19 protein-coding genes, 1 tRNA gene and 1 pseudogene are annotated in these 19,963 nt (G+C 65.4%); 17 read left to right on the forward strand and 4 right to left on the reverse strand.

Annotation, left to right across the window (positions count from 1 at the left end; genetic code table 11):
• The first annotated feature begins 97 nt into the window (after positions 1-97).
• The 3 genes and pseudogenes from LG334_RS21140 to LG334_RS21150 all read left to right on the forward strand — a co-directional run.
• Positions 98-1,369: a hypothetical protein gene (locus LG334_RS21140; RefSeq protein WP_404381224.1), complete on the forward strand. Its 1,272-nt coding sequence runs from the start codon at positions 98-100 to the stop codon at positions 1,367-1,369.
• 434 nt (positions 1,370-1,803) lie between these two features.
• Complete coding sequence (locus LG334_RS21145) at positions 1,804-2,241, forward strand: DUF2924 domain-containing protein (RefSeq protein ID WP_404381226.1); 438 nt, start codon at positions 1,804-1,806, stop codon at positions 2,239-2,241.
• A pseudogene (locus LG334_RS21150) lies at positions 2,238-2,993 on the forward strand (recombinase family protein); the annotation flags it as partial. The gene LG334_RS21145 and the pseudogene LG334_RS21150, both read left to right, overlap by 4 nt.
• A gap of 81 nt (positions 2,994-3,074) precedes the next feature.
• Here the strand turns inward: LG334_RS21150 and LG334_RS21155 are convergent.
• Positions 3,075-4,258 (reverse strand): IS3 family transposase gene (locus tag LG334_RS21155; protein ID WP_404379525.1). Its coding sequence is split into 2 segments (ribosomal slippage): positions 3,075-3,982 and positions 3,982-4,258, totalling 1,185 coding nucleotides; the frame shifts between segments, so codons are not numbered across the junction.
• A 233-nt stretch (positions 4,259-4,491) separates the two neighbouring features.
• Between LG334_RS21155 and LG334_RS21160 the strand changes: the two genes are divergently transcribed.
• From LG334_RS21160 to LG334_RS21170, 3 genes are all read left to right on the forward strand, one after another.
• On the forward strand, positions 4,492-4,917 hold the full coding sequence (locus LG334_RS21160; RefSeq protein WP_404381228.1) for a hypothetical protein: 426 nt from the start codon (positions 4,492-4,494) through the stop codon (positions 4,915-4,917).
• On the forward strand, positions 4,914-5,306 hold the full coding sequence (locus tag LG334_RS21165; protein WP_404381230.1) for a hypothetical protein: 393 nt from the start codon (positions 4,914-4,916) through the stop codon (positions 5,304-5,306). Before LG334_RS21160 ends, LG334_RS21165 begins: the two co-directional genes overlap by 4 nt.
• A gap of 129 nt (positions 5,307-5,435) precedes the next feature.
• Positions 5,436-6,380 carry a DUF429 domain-containing protein gene (locus LG334_RS21170; protein WP_404381232.1) on the forward strand — a complete coding sequence of 315 codons (945 nt, stop codon included), beginning with the start codon at positions 5,436-5,438 and terminating at the stop codon, positions 6,378-6,380.
• Between the two features lie 131 nt (positions 6,381-6,511).
• Here LG334_RS21170 and istB read toward each other — a convergent pair whose 3' ends face one another.
• Positions 6,512-7,342 (reverse strand): IS21-like element helper ATPase IstB, encoded by an 831-nt coding sequence (istB, locus tag LG334_RS21175; RefSeq protein WP_404379162.1) that lies wholly within the window; start codon positions 7,340-7,342, stop codon positions 6,512-6,514.
• Positions 7,339-8,805, reverse strand: a complete 1,467-nt coding sequence (gene istA / locus LG334_RS21180; RefSeq protein ID WP_404379163.1) for an IS21 family transposase — start codon at positions 8,803-8,805, stop codon at positions 7,339-7,341. The genes istB and istA overlap by 4 nt, the downstream gene beginning before the upstream one ends.
• Before the next feature lie 208 nt (positions 8,806-9,013).
• Between istA and LG334_RS21185 the strand changes: the two genes are divergently transcribed.
• From LG334_RS21185 to LG334_RS21195, 3 genes are read left to right on the forward strand one after another with little or no spacing between them, the layout of a single operon-like run.
• On the forward strand, positions 9,014-10,579 hold the full coding sequence (locus LG334_RS21185) for a hypothetical protein (protein ID WP_404381234.1): 1,566 nt from the start codon (positions 9,014-9,016) through the stop codon (positions 10,577-10,579).
• Positions 10,576-12,648, forward strand: coding sequence for a hypothetical protein (locus LG334_RS21190; protein WP_404381236.1), 2,073 nt, complete (start codon positions 10,576-10,578; stop codon positions 12,646-12,648). Before LG334_RS21185 ends, LG334_RS21190 begins: the two co-directional genes overlap by 4 nt.
• Positions 12,648-13,049: a hypothetical protein gene (locus LG334_RS21195; RefSeq protein WP_404381238.1), complete on the forward strand. Its 402-nt coding sequence runs from the start codon at positions 12,648-12,650 to the stop codon at positions 13,047-13,049. The genes LG334_RS21190 and LG334_RS21195 overlap by 1 nt, the downstream gene beginning before the upstream one ends.
• 363 nt (positions 13,050-13,412) lie before the next feature.
• On the opposite strand, the gene LG334_RS21200 is transcribed toward LG334_RS21195, so the two are convergent.
• A tRNA-Ser gene (locus tag LG334_RS21200) sits at positions 13,413-13,502 on the reverse strand.
• Positions 13,503-13,809: 307 nt separating this feature from the next.
• On the opposite strand from LG334_RS21200, the gene rplU reads away from it, so the two are divergent.
• The 8 genes from rplU (at position 13,810) to rlmH (ending at position 19,899) form a co-directional block, all read left to right on the forward strand.
• Positions 13,810-14,109 (forward strand): 50S ribosomal protein L21, encoded by a 300-nt coding sequence (gene rplU / locus LG334_RS21205; RefSeq protein WP_009538907.1) that lies wholly within the window; start codon positions 13,810-13,812, stop codon positions 14,107-14,109.
• 38 nt (positions 14,110-14,147) lie between these two features.
• Positions 14,148-14,408, forward strand: a complete 261-nt coding sequence (gene rpmA / locus LG334_RS21210) for a 50S ribosomal protein L27 (RefSeq protein ID WP_009538906.1) — start codon at positions 14,148-14,150, stop codon at positions 14,406-14,408.
• A gap of 101 nt (positions 14,409-14,509) precedes the next feature.
• Entirely contained in the window at positions 14,510-15,634 is a 1,125-nt protein-coding gene (obgE, locus tag LG334_RS21215) for a GTPase ObgE (protein WP_404381241.1), read from the forward strand.
• Complete coding sequence (proB, locus tag LG334_RS21220) at positions 15,622-16,788, forward strand: glutamate 5-kinase (protein ID WP_404381243.1); 1,167 nt, start codon at positions 15,622-15,624, stop codon at positions 16,786-16,788. Before obgE ends, proB begins: the two co-directional genes overlap by 13 nt.
• 149 nt (positions 16,789-16,937) lie before the next feature.
• The gene (locus LG334_RS21225; protein ID WP_404381245.1) at positions 16,938-18,239 is read left to right on the forward strand and encodes a glutamate-5-semialdehyde dehydrogenase; all 1,302 of its coding nucleotides are present in this window, start codon (positions 16,938-16,940) and stop codon (positions 18,237-18,239) included.
• Positions 18,224-18,949, forward strand: a complete 726-nt coding sequence (locus LG334_RS21230) for a nicotinate-nucleotide adenylyltransferase (RefSeq protein ID WP_404381247.1) — start codon at positions 18,224-18,226, stop codon at positions 18,947-18,949. The genes LG334_RS21225 and LG334_RS21230 overlap by 16 nt, the downstream gene beginning before the upstream one ends.
• Positions 18,950-18,984: 35 nt before the next feature.
• The gene (gene rsfS, locus LG334_RS21235) at positions 18,985-19,344 is read left to right on the forward strand and encodes a ribosome silencing factor (protein WP_404381249.1); all 360 of its coding nucleotides are present in this window, start codon (positions 18,985-18,987) and stop codon (positions 19,342-19,344) included.
• A gap of 96 nt (positions 19,345-19,440) precedes the next feature.
• The gene (rlmH, locus tag LG334_RS21240) at positions 19,441-19,899 is read left to right on the forward strand and encodes a 23S rRNA (pseudouridine(1915)-N(3))-methyltransferase RlmH (protein ID WP_404381251.1); all 459 of its coding nucleotides are present in this window, start codon (positions 19,441-19,443) and stop codon (positions 19,897-19,899) included.
• Positions 19,900-19,963: the final 64 nt, after the last annotated feature.

Raw genomic sequence — 19,963 nt, forward strand, 5'->3', positions numbered from 1 at the left:
TCAGCTGACGGCTGTGACACAGCGCTTGGCAAAAAGGAACCTTGAGGGAGCCGTGGTTTCTAGAGAAGAGCTTTACGAGTTGGTCTGGTCGAAACCCATGACAAAGGTCGCAGAGCAGTTTGGGGTCTCCGGCAGCTATATGGCCCGGGTCTGCGCCATCCTGAACGTCCCTCGACCCGAGCGAGGCTATTGGGCGAAGCTGGCCGTCGGCAAGGCGCCGCCGGCCGAGCCCTTGCCGGAAGCCCGGCCCGGCGACCAGCTGTACTGGTCCAAGGAAGGGGAGCTTCGGCCGCCCCTGAAGCCGCGGCCGCTGCCTCAGCGCCGATCCGAGGCCCATGTTCGCATCCCTAGGACTCGCATTCACGGCCTGGTCCGGGGCGCCAGGGAGCATTTTGAGAACAGTAGACCCGTGGACGATGGCGCCTATCTCAAGCCCTACAAGAAGCTGCTCCTCGACATAACCACATCAAAGGCCTGCCTCGACAAGGCGCTCGACTTCACCAACGACCTCTTCAACGCTTTCGAGTCAGTGGGGCACCGAGTGGTGATTGCGCCACCAGATGAGTCGCTCAGACGCGCCAACATCGATGAGCGCGAGGTGCGCACCAGTTCACGCAACTCCTACTACCACAGTGGGCCTTGGTCCCCTTACCGCCCGACCGTCGTCTATGTCGGCAGCGTGGCGATCGGCCTCGCGATCATCGAGATGTCGGAAGAGGTGCTGCTCCGGTACGTCCGCGGCCAGTACATCCGGGAGGCCGACTACATCCCGCCCAGGCCGGCTCGCCACTATGCCGATCACACATGGACGACCACCCGGGAGCTCCCCTCTGGTCGCCTGCGCCTCGTGGCCTATTCGCCCTATCATCGCGTCAACTGGTCGACCGACTGGCAGGAGACCAAGAAGACCTCACTTCGCTCCTCGGTCAGATCTATCGTCAAGTCCGTCGAGGATGCCGCCATCGACCTTGTCGCCAAGCTCGAAGAAGCCGATCGGAAGGCTGAGATCGCGCGGCAGGAGTGGCTGGCAGCGGAAGAGAAGCGACGGAGAGAGGAAGACAGACGCCGCGTCGAACAATCGATCCAGGACAGCCGCGAGCATCTCGCTCAGGTCATTCAGCAGTGGTCAAACGTCATGAACATCGAGCGTTTCCTCGTGGGCGTGGAGCAGCGCGCCGCGGAGCTGCCGGAGGCCGAAAGAGCCGCAGTCCGGGAACGGCTGACGCTCGCCCGTGAGTTTCTTGGTACCCAAGACCCATTGGACTACTTGGTGTCTTGGAAGACGCCAAGCGAGCGCTATCAACCATTGTACGCCGAGTCAAAGGCAGACCTGCGGATCGTGGCCGGAGGCGAACCTAAAAAAGAATAGGGAGTGAGTGCGCCGCATCTGCTTGGTTCGCTGCCATTCGAATGATTGCGCAAGAACCAGATAAGCTATTGAATGTGCTTGATTAATGCCGTTTTACGCCTACCGTTTCGCCAGCCATCTTCTGTTGCGAACGGTCTCATGCAAGACGCCCGATCTGGCCCGAACCCGCTGCTGCCCGTCCGTCTGTCGACGGGCGAACGCCTCGATGAACTCGCGTGCATTCTTGCCGCGGGGCTGAGGCGTATCCTGCCGGAACAGTCGAGTTCTTTATCTGCACCTGGCGAAGACAGTTCATTCGACATTCTCGCCCTCAAACGCCGTGTTGGTCGTCGCAAACTGAGCAACCGATTTGGAGGGCAATAATGCCAGGGACAAAGAGAAAGACTGACGCCGCGCCATGGCAACCGGGCAACCGCGATGCGGGGGACGCGAGCGTGGTCACGCAGCTTGCAGCGCTGAAGCGAATGACGGTGGTCGAGCTGAAGGCGAAGTGGGAAAGCCTCTTCGGCACGCCCGCTCCGAACAACAGCCGCAGTTACCTCGAGCTGAGGCTCAGCTACCGGGTCCAGGAACTGACCCTCGGCGGCATGTCCGGCGAGACGCGGCGGACGCTGGACCTGCTGGCCGACGAAATCGAGGGCCGGGTCGGGCGCAAGACGATCATCGCGGATTCCCGCAACCCGGTGGTCGGCACCCGCCTCGTACGTCAATGGGACGGGGTGGAGCACACCGTCACGGTGATGAAGGACGGCTTCGACTGGCAGGGGCGCAAGTTCAAGTCGCTGTCGGCGGTGGCGCGGGCGATCACCGGCACGCAGTGGAACGGCTACCGATTCTTCGGCCTGCGCGAGGCTCGGAGGGACGACCGATGAGCCGTCATCAGGAAGCCATCGCGATCATGCCGCGCCGTCAGCGCTGCGCCATCTATACCCGCAAGTCGAGCGAGGAAGGGCTCGACATGGAGTTCAACAGCCTCGACGCCCAGCGTGAGGCTTGCGAGGCCTTTGTGACGAGCCAGAAGGCGGAAGGCTGGGCCACCATTCGCGAACGCTACGACGACGGCGGCTTCTCCGGTGGCACGCTGGAGCGCCCCGGCTTAAAGCGTCTCATTCAGGACGTCGAGGCCGGTCTGATCGATGTGATCGTGGTCTACAAGATCGACCGGTTGTCGCGCTCGCTGATGGACTTCGCCAAGCTGGTCGAGATCTTCGACCGCAATCAGGTGACCTTCGTTTCGGTCACGCAGTCGTTCAACACCACGACCTCGATGGGTCGCCTGACCCTGAACATCCTCCTCAGCTTCGCGCAGTTCGAGCGGGAAGTGATCGGCGAGCGCATCCGCGACAAGGTCGCGGCATCCCGCAAGCGCGGCATGTGGATGGGCGGTCACGTCCCGCTGGGCTACGACGTGCGCGACCGCAAGCTCGTGGTCAACGAAGCGGAAGCCGCGACGGTCCGGATGATCTTCGAGCGCTTCGTCGCCATCGGCTCCGCCACGACGCTGGCGAAAGCGCTCGCGGCCGAGGGCGTTCTAAACAAGCGCGGCAAGCCGATCGACAAGGGCTTCCTCTACAAACTGATCAACAACCGGGTCTACCTCGGGGAAGCCGTGCACAAGGGCACGGTGAAGTGGTCCCGGTTGTTCGGGCAGATCAGCGCGCTCTGTAAGCTCTGCTCCTGGGGCTTGGTTGGTGGGTAGTCGCGGTCAGGCGGCGAGGCCTGCCGGGCGGAGGGCGGAGCGGGAGCGTAGCCCGGAGCCCGGCAGGCCTCGCCAGTAAACCTCATCGGGGGTGGCATAGGCCAGGGCCTGGTGCGGGCGCCGCTCGTTGTAGGTTTGCACCCAGGCGCCGATGCCGGCCTTGGCCTCGCTGCCAGTGGTGTAGGCCTTCAGGTAGACCTCCTCGTACTTCAGGCTGCGCCACAGGCGCTCAATGAAGATGTTGTCCATGCAGCGGCCCTTGCCGTCCATGCTGATGCGCACGCCCGCCGCCTTCAGCGTCCCAGTGAAGGCGAGGCTGGTGAACTGGCTGCCCTGGTCGCTATTGAATATCTCGGGCGGGCCGTAGGTTTCCAGGGCCTGTTCCAGCGCCGCGACGCAGAAATCGGCGTCCATGGTGTTGGACAACCGCCACGACAGCACCTTGCGGCTGTGCCAGTCCATGATGGCGACCAGGTACAGGAAGCCGCGACGCATCGGAATGTATGTGATGTCGGCAGCCCACACCTGGTTCGGCCGGTCGATGACCAGCGTGCGCAGCAGGTAGGGATAGACCCGGTGCTCGGGGTGCGGCACCGTGGTCCGCGGCCGGCGATAGACGGCTTGAACGCCCATCAGCCGCATCAGGCGTCGCACCCGTTTGCGGCCGACGGACCAGCCCTCGCGGCGCAGGAGGGCGGCCATGCGACGGCTGCCCAAGTAGGGCATATCCAGGAAGTGGCGGTCGATGGCCGCCATCAGCATCCGGTCCTCGGTGTTCTTCGGCGTGTCGTCGTTCACCGGACGGTAGTACAGCGACGACCGGCTGATGCCGACCAGGCGGCATTGCCGTGTAAGGCTCAGCGTGGGGTGGGAAATGTCGATCATGGCTCGGCGCTCCACCCGCTTCAGCGCTTGAGCCTGACGGCCAAAAAATCATTTTCGACCTTCAACTGGCCGATCTGCTTGTACAGCTCATCGACCAGCGCCTCCTTGTCCTTGTCGGCCTTCGATGGGCCCTTCTCGAATGCCGTGGCCGCTTGGTCCCGCAGCGTACGTTTCCAGGCGTTGATCATCGTCGGGTGGACGTCGTACTTCGCGCTCAGCTCGGCCACCGTCTTCTCGCCGGACAGCGCCTCCATCGCCACCTTCGCCTTGAAGGAGGCGCTGTGGTTGCGACGATTCTTGCTCATGCGGTCTTCTCCTGTCTCGCCCCAGGAGCAAAACCCAGAGCTTACCGACCTGTCCAGATTCTTGGGGCCACCTCACGGCCTATCCCGGCGAGCACGAGGCCATCATCGATCAGGCCCTCTGGGACAAGGTTCACAGCATCCTGCAGGAGAGCCCGCGCCTGCGGGCGAAGAACACCCGCCGCCAGACGCCGGCCCTGCTGAAAGGGATCATCTTCACCGAGACGGGCACAGCGATGACGCCGACGGCGACGAAGAAGGGCACGCGCCTCTACCGCTACTACGCGTCGATGGACCTGATCCGAAACCGCCCCGCCGGCGAGACTTGCGGCCCGCTGCGCTTGCCCGCCGGCATGGTTGAGGATGCCGTCATCGGCGAAATCCGCCGTATGATCCGCGCGCCCGAAGTCGCGGCGCGGACCATAAAGGCCCTTCGCGAAGAGAGCCCGACGGTCGATGAGAAGGCGGTCGTCCAGGCGCTCGGCGAGTTCGACCAGCTCTGGGCGGCGCTCTATCCGGCGGAGCAGACCCGCATCGTCCAGCTGCTGGTCGAACGGGTGACCGTCGGCGAAGACGGCATTGCCGTCGATCTGCGCCACGACGGGCTGGGCTCGGTCCTGCGTGACATGATGGCCCCCCACCAGACGGAGGCCCGCGCATGACCGACACGACGAACACCATCCGCGTCGTCATCCCCCTGACGATCCGCAAGCGGAATGGGCGGCCGAGGATCCTCCCGCCCGACGAGGTGACCTTGCGGGATGGGCGGGCGCAGGATCCGCATGTGCTGCGCGCCATCGCCCGCGCCTGGAGCTGGCGGCGGCAGTTGGAAACGGGCACCGCTTTCACTATCCAGGACATCGCGGCGGCCGAGAGGGTCTCCGACCGGTTCGTGAGCCGAATGATGCGACTCGCCTATCTGTCGCCGGAGGTGATCGAGCACCTCGTCATCAGGCGCGTGCCACCGGCGCTTTCGCTGAACGACCTCGTCGCTGTCGCCGACCGGCCTTGGGCGGAGCAGATGGACGTGGTATTCGGTTCAAAAAGATAGTACCGCCTGCTGAGAGGGGAAGCCTGCTCAGATCAAAGCAATCTCTCATTCTCGATAATTAAGGGGCAGCGTGGCACCCAGAACGGCCATTCGGGGTTCGGCCGTGCCAGACGCGCCGACCCGAGAAACATGAAGCTCGAATTTGGCCCGTGCCTTGGCTATCGTTCTGCCATGAAGATACTGGGCATCGATTTCACGAGCAGACCTTCGCGGCGCAAGCCGATCACCTGTATTGATTGCATACTCGACGACGACGCTCTGCGTACCCAGTCCTTGGAGGAGTGGCCTAACTACGATAATTTCGAGGCGGCACTGGCAAAGCCCGGTCCGTGGATTGCAGGAATCGACTTTCCTTTTGGCCAGGCCCGCCGCTTCGTTGAGACCATCGGCTGGCCCCCGTCTTGGGCCGCATACGTCCGTCATGCGGGCCAGCTCGGTCGCACTGGTTTTCGCGCGGCACTGGACGGCTATAAGGAGAACCGGATCGCCGGTGACAAAGAGCATCGCCGTGCGACCGACAAGGCCGCGGGATCAATAAGCCCGCAGAAGCTTTACGGCGTGCCGGTCGGCCTGATGTTCTTCGAGGGCGCCCCGCGCCTGCTGGCTTCCGGGGTGACCATTCCCCACCTACACGAAGGCGATCCGCAACGCATCGCCATAGAGGCCTATCCCGGTGTTCTCGTCCGCCATTTCATCGGTCGCCGTAGCTATAAGAACGACACACGGAAAAAGCAAACCACCGATCAGCACGAGGCGCGCCTCAATCTGCTGCAAGCCCTCCGCGAGGAAGCCCCAAGGCGCTACGGCTTCGGCATAATAGCACCAGACGACCTTTGCGACGACCCCGGTGCCGATCATCTCGACGCTCTGCTCTGCGCCGTCCAGGCAGCGTGGGCATGGCGGCAGCGCGATGACCGCTTCGGTGCACCCGAGACGGTCGATCGGCTGGAAGGGTGGATCGCAGACCCTCACCTCTCCGTGTCCGAACTCCCGCGTCGTCAGCTCCCATTCCGGCCCGAGGTCGTCATGGATCACACTGGAACGATCTCTGGAAAGGTCGTCGCCAATGACTGATGAGGGAAACGTCGCCATAAACTACCCGGTATTGTAGCGCGACAATTAGGAAGGCCGGTGGGCGTCAACTACGATGGCCGGTCGCCGTGATGGGATGACGATGGTGGCGCCGCGCAGCGGCGCCGGCAAGTCTAATTGTCGCCGGTCTCCGATGTAGTTGTCGCCGGGCGACAATTATCCGCGTCGGTAGTTGTCGCGGATGGTGCGGCGTCCCTGCCGACCGCGGTTCGGCGCCGGTAGCTCTCGACGTTCAACTCGAAGATCGTGGCGTGGTGGACCAGCCTGTCGATGGCGGCGATGGTCATGGCCTTGTCAGGAAAGATCCGGTCCCACTGGCCGAACGGCTGGTTGGCCGTGATCAAGAGCGACCGTCGCTCGTAGCGGGCGGCGATCAACTCGAACAGGACGCTGGTCTCGGCCTGGCTCTTTTCGACGTAGGACAGGTCGTCGAGGATCAGCAGGTCGTACTTGTCCAGCTTGTCGATGGCGCTCGCCAGGGCGAGGTCCTGCCGGGCCGTCTGGAGGCGCTGGACGAGATCGGTCGTCCTGGTGAACAGGACGCGGAACCCGTTGTCGATGAGCGTGTGGCCGAGGGCGGCGCTGAGGTGGGTCTTCCCGCCGCCGGGCGGACCGAAGAACAGCAGGTTCTTGCCCTGGTCCAGCCAGCCGTCGCCGGCAGCGAGCGCCATGACGTGGGCCTTGCTGACCATCGGCACCGCCGAGAAGTCGAAGGTGTCGAGGGTCTTGCCCGAAGGCAGCCTGGCCGCCACGAGGTGCCGCTGGATGCGCCGGCGCTCCCGTTCCGCGAGTTCGAGTTCAGCCAGCGTCGCCAGGAAACGGCTGGCGGGCCAGCCTTCCATGTCGGCGCGCTCGGCGAATTCCTCCCAGAACTGCTTGATGGTCGGCAGCCGCAACTCGGTGAGGAGCAGCGGCAGCTTGGCGATGTCAACCGAGATGCTCATCGGCCGGCTCCCGCGACGAGGATGTCGTAATCCGATGCCGACGGCAGCGCCACCGTCACGTTCGGGATCGTGCCGCCGCTAACCGGGAAGGTCATCCGCAGAAGGGCCAGGTCGGGAAGCCGTCCGTGGTCGAGATCCTCGCCCAGTCGCCGTGCCAGATCCGCCTCGCAGCCGGCGTCGTGCGCCAGGGCCAGTAGGCCGACCATGGTCCGGCAGGCGACGCGCGGGTCCATGGAGGCCATCATGGCATCCCAGGCCCGCCGGTATTCGGTCCGGGGGAACAGGTGGTCCCGGTAGACCAGGTTCTGGAAGGCCTGGGGCTTGCGTCGCAAGCTGTGGATGACGTGGCGGTAGTTGACGACGTAGCCATGGCCGTTGCCGGAGGGCGCGCGACCGCGTGGCAGGGTCAGAACGGGGGTGCCGCCGAGGAAGCCTTCAAGCCGGTCGTCGTGGATGCGCAGGCGGAGATGGTGGCCGATGAACTGCGACGGCGCCGTGTAAAAGACCCGGCGCAGGACGAAGCCGCCGGCGCTGGTCACCAGCACCCGGGCCTCTTCGTAATCCATCGTCCGGCGCGGCGGCAGGCTGCGGAGAACCGGCTTCTCGACGGCCAGCATCTCGCGGCGACGGGCATTGGCCCGCCCCACCACCTCGGCGACGAAGCGGCGGTAGGCCTCCAGATCAGGGAAGTCCCGGCTCCCGCGCAGCAGAAGGGCCTGGTCGAGAGCCCTCTTGAGGTGGCCGTTCCGGCTCTCGATAGCGCCGTTCTCGTGGGCGACGCCGCGGTTGTTGCGGCTCGCGACCATGCCGTAGTGGTCACAGAGACCTTGATGACGCTCCGTCATGTCCCGGGCGGCCTCCTTGTCGAGGTTCCGGAAGGCAGCCGACAGGCTGTCGGTGCGATGTTCGGCCGGGACACCGCCGAGGGACCACAGGGCGTTCTGGAGACCGGCGGCCAAGGCGATGAAGCTCTCGCCGCCCAGCACCACCTCGGCGTACTCCCAGCCCGAGTAGGCCAGGGTGAAATGGTAGAGCCGGTGCGCGAGCGGCGCCCCGTTGATGATCACCGCCAGCTCGGCGGCATCGGTGAAGTCCGACAAGGCCATCCGGCCGGGCGGGTTGGCCTGGCGAAAGATGACCTCCTTCTCCGGCCCCTTCAGCGCGCGCCATTCCCGAATCCGGCGCTCCAGGGTCCGCCGGCGCGACGGCCAATTCTGATCCGGATAGCGCCGCTCCAGCTCCTCGAAGATGGTGACCGCCTTCAGGCCGGGCGCGCCCTCCAGCATCGGCAGGATGTCCGTCTCCCAGACGTCCTCCAGCGGATCCTCGCGGGTGCGCCAGTGGCGATGATCCCGTTTCTGGGAAGGAAGGCGCGGGTCCCGGTCGATCCGCCGGGCCGTCCTCTCGCTGAACCCGGCCTTCGCGGCCGCGACTCGCTGCGTGTGTTGTCCTCGGTGCTTCATGTAGAGTTTCACCTGATGGTCCGTGATGTGGGTTCCAGGCACCGGCGGTCTCTTCTTGGTCGTTGAGAACCGCCAGTGTCTCCCATCACGGCCGTCGGCGGGGTCTATGAAGACCGCGCACCGCAGGGGGCGACCTCCGGCCGGGCTACGCCCGCCCTACGGTCACCCCCTGCGGCCATCGTAATTGTCGGCAGAGCGGCCATCCTGGTTGTCGCTGGGCACGGTATGGACTGAATACCGAAAGAAAAACGGCCTCGATCCACTGGGGATGCAGAATAGCAGCGTCAGCCTTTACCAGACCTTCCTTCCCGGTATCAGCAATGTGACGCTGCGGATGCGTTACTATGGACTCTACGCTTGGCTCTGCTGGACCTACGCGCAGAAGATCGGCGACACCACCCCCGAGTCCTGGAAGCGTTTCATCCGCCGAGCAGAAGCGCTTTATGCGCTGATTGCCTACTGGCACGGCGGCGAGGGCGGCGTCGCCGGCATCGAATGGGCGCAGAAAGTCTTGGACCAGAACCAGAGCGGGCTCATCGAATTTGCGCAGGCGGCGGAGCCCGGGAGCGAGAACTATTACTTGAAGCAGGCCTGGGACGCTTATGGCGCAGCCTACCGCAGCCAGTTGTTCGAGATCGGCATCTTCGATCAATCGAACGAACACGAACTCCCGTTGCCCAGTAAGGAGATCGGCGAACGGCTGGCAGCCGTCTTCGAGAGTAGCGTGGGTGAGTTGGCGAGGTCGTTCTACGACATTGTGCAACGTGGCAGCGTCACGAATGGCGAACTCGACGAGCTCCGTCCCCTCGCTCCGTCCGAGATCGCGTTCTCGGGTGAAGAGCGTGATCTCTATCACGAGATTCTTCTCGAGCCCTTCGGTCCCACCGACGGCCGAGCGCGCGCTCGCCGCGCCAGCATCCTGCTGATTCTGAAAGTCGCGGCCTTGCTCGGGCGCGAGCCCGTTCCCGAGGAGGTACGCTGGATACTCTTTGCTGGCTGCGACCAGCAAGGCCACGCACTCGATCTCGGATCGCCCGAGCTTGAGGCGCAAAGACAGCTATGGTGGGTCTATCACGCCAACGATCTCTGCCACGTCGCCTACGAGACGCTGCTCAAATTCACCCTCGACACTCTCGCCGACTACCCGGCCGGCATTGCCCTGTCACGGCTGATTCCGCTGTGCGTAGAGAGAATATTGCGGACGGCACCGGGGACGCCAGCACACTGGACCGCGTTCATCGATGCCTCGCGTCCTGCCTCGAACGCCTATGCAGCGGATGACGAGGGCTCGGAGTTCTCATTATCCCTTTCCATCATGAAGCGTGCCGGGCGGAACGACGCGAGCGTCTGTCCACCGGAGATCGCCTGGAATGCGGTGAGGCTCCTCGCCATCCTGCATAGGCGGGTGCGCGACGAAGATCGGGACATCGCCTCCGTCCTGTGTCGGTTCAATCCGGAAGCGTTTCACTCCCTGCTGACGGAAATCCGTTTTCTGGAGGCGCACGCGGGCGAGCCCTTTGAAGCGCTTCTGGGAAGACTTCTCGAACAGCGTGTCGTGCAGCGGCACTTGTGGGTCGCTCTGCAAAAACTACGGGCCGGCGATTACACGTTCCTGATTGAGCGCGATGAAGGAAAGCTCAGGCTGCGTGGAAAGGATGGGCCTGTCTTCACGAACCCGCGCCTCGGCCCCGCGATCACGTTCCTCAAAGACATCCACCTTGTCGGCGGGCAAGGGCTCACCGACTACGGAGCGGCAGCGGCGGGTGTCGCATGAAGCTCTATGAACGTTTCGCCGACAAGGAATTCCACACGAGCATCGCGACCAGTTTCGGGATCGATTTCGATGCCTATGAGAACATCGTGCTGCCGCGGCTCCGTGGCGCCGGGTGTCGCAACAATCTCGTTCTCGCCGACGGACGCATGCTCACTCATGCGCTCTGCGGCGCATCGGCACTGCCCCACCATGCAGGGCGGCTCTATACGATCAACGGTATCAGCGCGCAGGGAGCATTCCATCCGAAGCTTTTCCTGCAAGTCGGCCGCCGCCGTGGACGCCTGATCGTCAGTTCCGCGAACTTGACGACACCTGGCCTCGGCGGCAACCTCGAACTTGCCGGTATGGTCGTATCGGACGAACTGGATTCGGGCGAACAACGGCTCGTCGCTGCGGGATGGCAGTATCTCTCTCGCTTCCTAAACGGGGATCAGCAGGCGACCGCGGCCCAGGTCGAGTGGATGCTCACGCGTGCCCCCTGGCTTGCCAAGGCCACCCCGGCGACCGGCCTGGTCAGTCTCGCCGACGGAACGCTCGCTGCCCTCCTGACCACCGGGGAGAATTTGGGCATCGGCCGGCGCTTCACCGAGCTGGTGGGTGAGCCCGTCGAGCGACTGATCGTAATCAGCCCTTACTGGGATCCCAACTTGGCTGCACTTTCGTACCTGGCTGAGCGGCTCTCCCCTGGCGAAATCTCGGTTCTGCTCGAACCCGAGTGCACCGTCTTCCCGAAGTGGGCGCTCGGCGAAGTTCAGGGGGTCCGCATTTACGACCGCGGTGACTTCCGGAAAGGCCGCTTCATCCACGCCAAGGCCATCATTGCACGGACGACGACTGCCGATCATGTACTGGTGGGCAGCGCGAATTGCACGCTACCTGCGCTCGGTCATGCGGACTTCGCCGGATCGAACGAAGAGGCCTGCCTCTATCGGCGTCTCCCGCCCGGCTCCACCGTCGATGCGCTCGGCCTCGGCGCCGTACTGACGAGCGAGCGGCAACTCGATCCGGCCGCTCTACCGGACCTGGACCTCGACGAGGAGTTGCCGTTGGGCGAGCTGGCGGCTTTGAATTCAGGCAAGTTCGAGTGCCGCGTCGACACACTTACTTGGTGCCCCAGCGATGCATTCGATCCTGCAGAGAGCACCATCACTCTCCTCGATCAACACGGAAAGCCGATGCCCTGCCGTCTCTCGCCGCTCGCCAGCAGCGGCGACACCCTGCGGTTTGAGATCGGCGACACACAGGAGCGCCCGGCATTCGCACGGGCGCAGCACAAGGATGGGCGGGTCTCCGCACCATCAATCGTCACGCTGATTGATCGCCTGCGTGCGGTCGTCCGGGAAACGTCCTCCCGCCAAGCCGATAACGCACTACGGCTACTGGACGACGAGACCGAAGCGAGTCTGATGCTCCTCGATGTGCTGGGCGTTCTCGAGCGGATTGAACAGGGTGAGCGGACGGGCAAGGAACCCATATCGATCCCGAAGACGCGCAAAGACGAGCCAAGCAACGCTGCGTATACGACGCTCAGCTACGAGCAGTTCATCGCAGGGCGAAGGCCGCGAACGGAAAACCAGCTGCCCCACAATAGCCTCGCCGGAAGCGATGTCTCCATCGTCCGCAACTTCCTCAACCGGGTGATCGGCCTCGGTGCAGTTGATCAGGATGATGAAGAGGAGGGAGCTCCGCTGCCGGCAGGGGCATTCGACCTCGGCGATGAGACCGGCGACGGCCAAGCTGCGCTAGATGCCGGCGAAGATTTCGACACCGAGAAGACCCGCCGTGAGGAAGAAGAGCGCGAGCGGGCGGAGCATCGAAAGGCGGCGGCAGCAAAGAAGGCAACGAAGGATCAGATCGTCGCCGCTGTAACGGCTTTCAGCAAGCGAATTAGAGAACGCAAGGAAAGCGGAGCTCTTGATATTCACGACGTCATTCGCCTACGGGCGCTGCTGATGATCATCTGCACGGCCGCCCTTCCGGTCGCTGCAACGAAGATTTCCAAAGCCAAGGGATTGCGGTTACAGGTCTTGCCTTCCCTTCGGAAGGCGATCCGAATAGCTGGCCGATAGTGATCGGCCGCGCTCTCTTTGAGCTCTTCGGCGGCAACAACCCCGGCATCCGGCACCTCTACCTGACCGGGGAACACGATCAGATCCCCGACGACATCTTGGAATGCTGGGCTACCTGTTATTGGTGCTTGCAGGCCTGCCTCACAGCACCAGTCGCGCCCCGCGAGCGGGAACGCCTCAGGCGCTACGTCAAGCCGCTTGCCGAACTCGCCTATCTCTTGACGCTGCCGACCAAGGCGGAACTGCTGAGCTCGGATGTTATCGACCTCATGAGCGCTATGAGCGAGGCCTATGGGAAGCGGCTGGGGATCGAAGAAGCAACGATCGCACGGGAACATCGAGCGATGGTGGAAGCGCTTTTCTCCAAGGGTGCGCGCCCTGAGGTCACGGTTGTCCAGTGACCATTGGAAGATCTTACCGCCTGGTGGGTACCCGTCGCGGGGCCTGGTGAATAAGGTTTGCGGGGAGCAGGTCATTTTCGCTGCATAACGCCTACTTCGCGTTCTCGGGATGACCTCGGAAACCGGAAGAACGCCCGCTGAATACATTGTTCAGCGACCTGCAAAACTCCCTGGAAAAGTTGGTTCTTGCAAAGCCGAACCGGGACGGACGAGGTTCGCTCGGTTAGAGACGGAGGGCCGTTCAGAGACGGAAATTCGGCCCGGCGCCAGTCTCCGAGGTTCGGCCGCCTCGGCTAAACGCCTTTGAAACAAAAAGAAAAAGGCCCCCAACGGGAGCCTCATCTCGGGTTCGCTACAGGATAATGGCGGAGAGGGTGGGATTCGAACCCACGGTCCCCGTGAAGGGACAACGGTTTTCGAGACCGCCCCGTTCGACCGCTCCGGCACCTCTCCGCACTGAAAAGGCCGCAGATTTTTGCGTCGGTCGCTTGCGGGAGGCCGATACATAACGTAAGCTCCGATCCCACGCAACAGGGGCGTCGAAAAATTTTCACGATACCCCCACGCGGCCCGTTCAACCCCCGGGGCTCTTACGGACACGCCGTCGCACACCGGCCGAAAACGCCGGTTAAAGCGGCCTCCAGACGCCCGCCTGAAAAAGCCCGATACGGGCATTGACAGGCGCGGCGGCGTCTGTATATTTCCCGGCTCCATCCGCGGGGCCTCGCTCCGCCCACGTTTCAGTCAAGGTTGCACCACCATGTTCGCAGTCATCAAGACCGGCGGGAAGCAGTACAAGGTCGCTCAGGACGACGTCATCGCCATCGAGAAGCTCGGCTCCGAGGCGGGCGAGTCCGTCACGTTCGACACCGTGCTGATGGTCGGCGACAAGGTCGGCGCCCCGATCGTGGACGGCGCGTCCGTGACGGGCGAGGTCCTCAAGCAGTTCCGCGACGACAAGGTCATCGTCTTCAAGAAGAAGCGCCGCCAGAACTACCGTCGCAAGAACGGCCACCGCCAGCACAAGACCCTGGTCAAGATCACCGGCATCACCGGCTGATCCCAGGGCCCGACAGTTCAGGTTAAGGAGAGCACGGTATGGCTCATAAAAAGGCAGGCGGTAGCTCCCGTAACGGGCGCGATACCGCCGGTAAGCGCCTCGGCGTGAAGAAGTTCGGCGGCGAGAAGGTCATCGCCGGCAACATCATCATCCGTCAGCGCGGCACCAAGTGGCACCCGGGCGAGGGTGTCGGCCTGGGCCGTGACTACACCATCTTCGCCACCCGCGACGGCAACGTGTCGTTCCGCAAGGGGTGGAAGGGCCGCGTCTTCGTGTCCGTGGACGCGCCGCAGGCTTAAGGACCCGCTCCAGGGCCCTGACCTGGCGGACCATTAAGATAAAGAGGGGAACGGATCGCACCGTTCCCCTCTTTTCGTGTTTGTTGAAAGCTGATCCCGTCATGAAGTTCCTCGACCAGGCCAAGATCTATCTGCGCAGCGGCAACGGCGGCAACGGCTGCGTCTCGTTCCGCCGCGAGAAGTTCATCGAGTTCGGCGGACCCGACGGCGGCGACGGCGGACGCGGCGGCGACGTTGTCTTCGAGGCCGCCGGCAACCTCAACACGCTCATCGATTTCCGCTATCAGCAGCACTTCAAGGCCGAGCGCGGCATCGACGGCATGGGCCGCGACCGCCACGGCCGCGGCGGCAAGGACATCGTCATCAAGGTGCCCGTCGGCACCCAGATCATGTCCGACGACAAGGACGAGGTCCTGGCCGACATGATCCGCCCCGGCCAGCGCGTGACCCTGCTGCGCGGCGGCAACGGCGGGTTCGGCAACGCCTACTTCAAGTCCTCCACCAACCAGGCCCCGCGCCATGCGAATCCGGGCCAGGAAGGGCAGGAGATGTGGGTGTGGCTGCGCCTCAAGCTCATCGCCGACGCCGGTCTGGTGGGCCTGCCCAACGCCGGCAAGTCCACGTTCCTGTCCGCCGTCACCCGCGCCCGCCCCAAGGTGGCGGACTATCCGTTCACCACGCTGCACCCCAACCTCGGCGTCTGCTACACGGCGGGGCAGGAATTCATCATCGCCGACATCCCCGGCCTGATCGAGGGCGCGAGCGAGGGTGCCGGCCTCGGCACCCGGTTCCTGGGGCATGTGGAGCGCTGCGGCGTGCTGCTGCACCTGATCGACGGCACGGACTACGACAACGTGGCCGAGCACTACCGCACCATCCGCCACGAGTTGGAGGAATACGGCGACGGCCTGGCCGACAAGCCCGAGATCATCGCCATCAGCAAGACCGACGCCCTGATCCCCGAGATCGTGGACGAGTTGAAGGACGCGCTGGCCGCCGAGAGCGGGCAGAGCCGCGACTCCATCTTCGCCATCAGTTCGGTGGCGCGCGACGGGCTGGACCCGGTGCTGAAGAAGATGCTCGGCTACGCGCTGGAGGCCCGCGCCGCCCGCCACGCCGAAATGGCCGCCGAGGCCGGCGAGGACCTGGAGGCGGAGGACGAGGCCGAGTCGCGCGACCACGACGGCGACTCGGCGCAGCAGGAGACCGGCGGATGGCATCCCTGACCGACGGCGACTCGGCGCTGCCCGCCACGGCGGGCGCCGGCTCCCCGCTGGCCGAGGCCAAGCGGGTGGTGGTCAAGATCGGCTCCGCGCTGCTGGTGGACGAAAAGCGCGGCGAGGTGCATCGCGCCTGGCTTGAAACCGTCGCCGCCGACATCGCCGCCATGAAGGCGCGCGGGCAGGAGGTGGTGGTGGTGACCTCGGGCTCCATCGCCGTGGGGCGCCGCCACCTGGGCCTGCCGCGCGGCGGGCTTCGGCTTGAGGAAAAGCAGGCCGCCGCCGCCACCGGCCAGGGCCGACTCGCCCACGCCTACCAGGAAACCTTCGCGGGCCACGGCATGACGGCCGCCCAGGTGCTGCTGACCATCGGCGACACGGAAGACCGTCGCCGCTACCTCAACGCGCGCAACACCATGGACACCTTGCTGCGCTACGGCGCGGTGCCGGTTGTCAACGAGAATGACACGGTCGCAACCACGGAAATCCGCTTTGGCGACAACGACCGCCTGGCCGCCCGCGTCGGCATGATGATCGGCGCCGACGCGCTGGTGCTGCTGTCGGACATCGACGGCCTCTATACCGCCGACCCCAAGACGGTGGAAACGGCCGAGCTGATCCCCGAGGTGCGCGACCTGACGCCCGAGATCGAGGCCATGGCCGGCGAGGCCCGGCCCGGTGTGGGCACCGGCGGCATGGTCACCAAGCTGATGGCGGCGCGCATCTGCATGGGCTCGGGCACCCGCATGGCGATCGCGCTGGGCAAGCCGCACCACCCGATCAACCGGCTGGAGGAGACCGGGCGTTGCACTTGGTTCCTGCCCAAGGACACGCCGCGCACCGCCCGCAAGACCTGGATCGCCGGCCGCCTTCGCCCGGCCGGCACGCTGCATGTGGACGACGGCGCGGCGCGGGCCCTGCGCGATGGGCGCTCGCTGCTGCCGGCGGGCATCACCGCCATCGAGGGCACCTTCGAGCGCGGCGACGCAGTGCTCATCAAGGATTACGACGGGGCCGTGCTGGGCAAGGGGCTGGTCGCCTACAACTCGCACGACGCCAGCCTGATCGCCGGCCACAAAACGGCGGACATCTTCGAGTTGCTCGGCTACCGTGGCCGCGACGAGATGATCCACCGCGATGATTTGGTACTGGATGTTTGACTCCGGGCGACGCTCAACTCTGGTAAGTTGTCGCCCGGCAAGGCCGACCGGCCGCCGCGCCTGATGGCGCGTCAGGCTGCGTGCCGCATGAACGCAGCGATGCCGATTGAAATCGTCATCGCACAACGACCACAAGGGATAAGGGCGCCATGGCTTCCACCGACGTGCTTTCCGACCGCGACGCCTCGGGCGTCGATGTCCGCGACCTGATGGCCGACATCGGCCGCCGCGCCAAGGCCGCGGCCCTGGTTCTCGCGCGCACGCCGTCGGGGCCGAAGGATGCCGCGCTGAAGGCCGCCGCCTCCGCCCTGCGCTCCGGCGTCGCCGAAATCCAGGCCGCCAACGCGCTGGACATGGACGCCGGCCGCGAGAAGGGGCTGACGGCCGCCATGCTCGACCGCCTGGAACTGACCGACGCCCGCATCGAGGGCATGGCCCAGGGGCTGGAGGCCATCGCCGCGCTGCCCGATCCCGTGGGGTCGGTGATGGCGGAGTGGGACCGGCCCAACGGGCTCAAGCTCCAGCGCGTGCGCGTGCCGCTGGGCGTCATCGGCGTCATCTATGAAAGCCGCCCCAACGTCACCGCCGATGCCGGTGCGCTCTGCCTGAAGTCGGGCAATGCGGTGGTGCTGCGCGGCGGGTCGGAGAGCTTCCATTCCTCGCGCGCCATCCTGGCCTGCCTGCGGCAGGGGCTGGAGGCCGCCGGCCTGCCCGCCGACGCCATCCAGATGGCACCCACCACCGACCGGGCCTTCGTCGGCGCGATGATCACGGCGACGGACTTCATCGACGTCATCGTCCCGCGCGGCGGCAAGAGCCTGATCCAGCGGCTGTCGGCGGAAAGCCGCATCCCCATGTTCAAGCACTTGGACGGCATCTGCCACACCTACGTCCACGCGAGCGTCAAGCCGGACCTGGCGCGCGAGGTGGTGGTGAACGCCAAGATGCGCCGCACGGGCATTTGCGGCGCCACCGAGACCCTTCTGGTGGACCGGGCGCTGGCGGAAAGCCTGCTGCCGCAGCTCGTGGGCGACCTGATCGACGCCGGCTGCGAGGTGCGCGGCGACGAGACGACGCGCAAGGCTGACGATCGCGTCGCCGCCGCCGGGGAACTGGACTGGCAGACGGAATACCTTGACGCCATCATCAGCGTGAAGGTGGTGGACGGCATCGACGACGCCATCCGCCACATCAACACCTACTCCAGCCAGCACACCGAATCGATCCTCACCGAGGACGCCGCGGCGGCGGAGCGGTTCATGAACGAGGTCGACAGCGCCATCGTCATGCACAACGCCTCCACCCAGTTCGCCGACGGCGGCGAGTTCGGCATGGGCGCGGAGATCGGCATCTCCACCGGCAAGCTGCACGCGCGTGGCCCGGTGGGCGTGGAGCAGCTGACGACCTTCAAGTACAAGGTGCGCGGCGAGGGCCAGTGCCGGCCGAAGTGACGTGTGCCCGCCCTCGCGGTGCCGCCGATCCGCGCGATCCGCTGCCGGCCTACGGCGACCGGCGGCGGGTGCGCGTCGGCCTGCTGGGCGGGTCCTTCAACCCGGCGCACGACGGCCACCGCTACATCTCGTTGGAGGCACTGAAGCGCCTGGACCTGGACGAGGTCTGGTGGCTGGTCAGCCCGCAGAACCCGCTGAAATCCTCGCGCGGCATGGCGCCGCAGACGGAGCGGGCGGACGGGGCGCGCATGGTGGCGGCGCATCCGCGCATCCGCGTGACCACCATCGAGTCGCGGCTCGGCACCCGGTATACCGCCGACACGCTCCGGGTGTTGCGCCTGCGGTATCCGCTTGCCCGGTTCGTCTGGATCATGGGCGCGGACAACCTGGTGCAGATTGATCGCTGGCGGCGGTGGTCATCGATCTTTCGCACGCTGCCCGTTGCCGTCTTCGACCGTTCGCCCTATTCTTATCAGGCGTTGGCGAGCAAGGCGGCGCGGCGATTCGCCAGGGATCGGCTGCCGTTACGGAAGGCGCCGGTTCTTGCGGGAACCAGGGCCCCGGCGTGGGTCTTTCTTCCCATTCGCCGACATCCCCAATCCGCCACCGCAATCCGCGCCGGCCGGCATGGTGCCGGCGGCTCCCCGGGAGGGTCCCGCGGGGCCACTGGTCACGGCGCGCACCGTTTTGCCAATGGAGCGAAACCATAAAACCTGACCCGCATGCGCCCATCGACCCGGCGGAAGTGGTCGACCTGGTCGAGACGTCCCTCGACGATGACAAGGCCGAGGACATCACTGTCATCGCCCTTGCCGGTAAATCCTCCATCGCCGAATACATGGTCATTGCGTCCGGCCGCAGCTCGCGGCAGGTCGGGGCCATGGCCGACCACCTGGCGGAGAAGCTGAAGGCCCTGGGCCTCGGCGTCACCGTCGAGGGCAAGGCCGCCGGCGACTGGGTCCTGCTGGATGCCGGGGACGTCGTGGTTCACCTGTTCCGGCCCGAGGTTCGCGCCTTCTACAATCTGGAAAAGATGTGGGGCGTGGCGCCGCCGGCGCGCGCCATGGCGCCGTCCGCGGGCTCGTTCGCGCCCTCGCCGGCGTGAGGCCCTGACCGCCGCCGCCTCCGCGACCGGGTCCTTTGCCGGGGCTCAGGACGGACAGGGGCGGCGGGCTGACCGGAAACGGATGACACCGACCCGATGAAGCTGATGCTCGCCGCCGTGGGGCGCGCGAAGAAAGGCCCCGAGCGCGCCCTGTTCGAGCAGTACGCGAGCCGCCTGAAGCTTCCCCTCGACCTGCGCGAGGTGGAGGAAAAGCGGCCCGTGTCCGGCCCCGAACGCAAGGCGCGCGAAGCCGACCTTCTGCTGGCCTGCGTGCCGGCGGGCGCGGTGGTGGTGGCGCTGGACGAGCGCGGCAAGACCCACGGGTCGGAAGCCTTCGCCAAGGTCTACGGCGGCTGGCTGGAGCGTGGCGCGCCCTGTGTCGCGTTCCTCATCGGCGGTGCGGACGGCCACGGCGACGCGGTGCGCGCGCGGGCTGACGCGCTTCTGTCCCTCTCCCCCATGACCTGGCCCCACATGCTGGTCCGCGCCATGCTGGCCGAGCAGTTGTTCCGGGCGCAGAGCATCCTGGAGGGGCACCCGTATCATCGGGCGTGAGGATGCTTGTTGTGATAGCGTTACGGCGCCGCTGGAGGCAACTGCATTTGTAGGCGGCCCGCTG

The organism is Caenispirillum salinarum, from assembly GCF_044803115.1.
Taxonomy (GTDB): Bacteria; Pseudomonadota; Alphaproteobacteria; order Rhodospirillales; family Rhodospirillaceae; genus Caenispirillum; species Caenispirillum salinarum_A.

Excerpts from the sequence above, each read along its gene's own strand:
- LG334_RS21140 (WP_404381224.1), top strand. The coding sequence starts at position 98 with ATGACAAAGGTCGCAGAGCAGTTTGGGGTCTCCGGCAGCTATATGGCC.
- LG334_RS21160 (WP_404381228.1), top strand. The coding sequence starts at position 4,492 with ATGACGCCGACGGCGACGAAGAAGGGCACGCGCCTCTACCGCTACTAC.
- LG334_RS21165 (WP_404381230.1), top strand. The coding sequence starts at position 4,914 with ATGACCGACACGACGAACACCATCCGCGTCGTCATCCCCCTGACGATC.
- LG334_RS21170 (WP_404381232.1), top strand. The coding sequence starts at position 5,436 with ATGAAGCTCGAATTTGGCCCGTGCCTTGGCTATCGTTCTGCCATGAAG.
- istB (WP_404379162.1), bottom strand. The coding sequence starts at position 7,342 with ATGAGCATCTCGGTTGACATCGCCAAGCTGCCGCTGCTCCTCACCGAG.
- istA (WP_404379163.1), bottom strand. The coding sequence starts at position 8,805 with ATGAAGCACCGAGGACAACACACGCAGCGAGTCGCGGCCGCGAAGGCC.
- LG334_RS21190 (WP_404381236.1), top strand. The coding sequence starts at position 10,576 with ATGAAGCTCTATGAACGTTTCGCCGACAAGGAATTCCACACGAGCATC.
- rplU (WP_009538907.1), top strand. The coding sequence starts at position 13,810 with ATGTTCGCAGTCATCAAGACCGGCGGGAAGCAGTACAAGGTCGCTCAG.
- rpmA (WP_009538906.1), top strand. The coding sequence starts at position 14,148 with ATGGCTCATAAAAAGGCAGGCGGTAGCTCCCGTAACGGGCGCGATACC.
- obgE (WP_404381241.1), top strand. The coding sequence starts at position 14,510 with ATGAAGTTCCTCGACCAGGCCAAGATCTATCTGCGCAGCGGCAACGGC.
- proB (WP_404381243.1), top strand. The coding sequence starts at position 15,622 with ATGGCATCCCTGACCGACGGCGACTCGGCGCTGCCCGCCACGGCGGGC.
- LG334_RS21225 (WP_404381245.1), top strand. The coding sequence starts at position 16,938 with ATGGCTTCCACCGACGTGCTTTCCGACCGCGACGCCTCGGGCGTCGAT.
- rlmH (WP_404381251.1), top strand. The coding sequence starts at position 19,441 with ATGAAGCTGATGCTCGCCGCCGTGGGGCGCGCGAAGAAAGGCCCCGAG.